1 protein-coding gene is annotated in these 696 nt (G+C 41.1%); it reads right to left on the bottom strand.

Translation table 11 applies throughout. From position 1 onward, the window contains the following. The coding region (locus QOS06_RS10700; protein ID WP_283596041.1) for a DUF1542 domain-containing protein at positions 1 to 696 on the bottom strand (696 nt) is incomplete at both ends.

Raw genomic sequence — 696 nt, 5'->3', positions numbered from 1 at the left:
CAGCCTTTTCTTCATCAGTTAAGTTTGAAGCATCGATTGCATCGTTCTTAGCCTTAGCAGCTTGATCGATGGCATTCTTAGCAGCATCCTTAGTTGCAGAAGTATCAGGAACATTAACGCTGTTAATAGCCTTTTCACCATTAGTTTGCGCTGTCTTAACATCAGCGTCTTTAGTGGCAGCATCAATATTGCTCTTAGCTTTTTGAACTTCACCAGCAACTTGCTTCTTCAAATCAGCCTTTTCTTCATCAGTTAAGTTTGAAGCATCGATTGCATCATCCTTAGTCTTAGCAGCTTGATCAATGGCATCCTTAGCAGCATCTTTAGTTGCAGAAGTATCAGGAACATTAATGTTGTTAATAGCCTTTTCACCAGTGGTTTGCGCTGTCTTAACATCAGTGTCTTTAGTGGCAGCATCAATATTGCTCTTAGCTTTTTGAACTTCACCAGCAACTTGCTTCTTCAAATCAGCCTTTTCTTCATCAGTTAAGTTTGAAGCATCGATTGCATCATCCTTAGTCTTAGCAGCTTGATCGATGGCATTCTTAGCAGCATCTTTAGCTGCAGAAGCAGCAGGAACATTAATGTTGTTAATAGCCTCTTCACCAGTAGTTTGCGCTGTCTTAACATCAGCGTCTTTAGTGGCAGCATCAATTGCAGCCTTAGCTTTTTGACCTTCAGCAGCAACTGTCTGCT

Source organism: Limosilactobacillus sp. DJ3M12 (assembly GCF_947381695.1).
Taxonomy (GTDB): domain Bacteria; phylum Bacillota; class Bacilli; order Lactobacillales; family Lactobacillaceae; genus Limosilactobacillus; species Limosilactobacillus kinnaridis.
The sequence above is the reverse complement of the archived record's forward strand: the minus strand, read 5'-3'. Positions and strand labels throughout refer to the sequence as shown.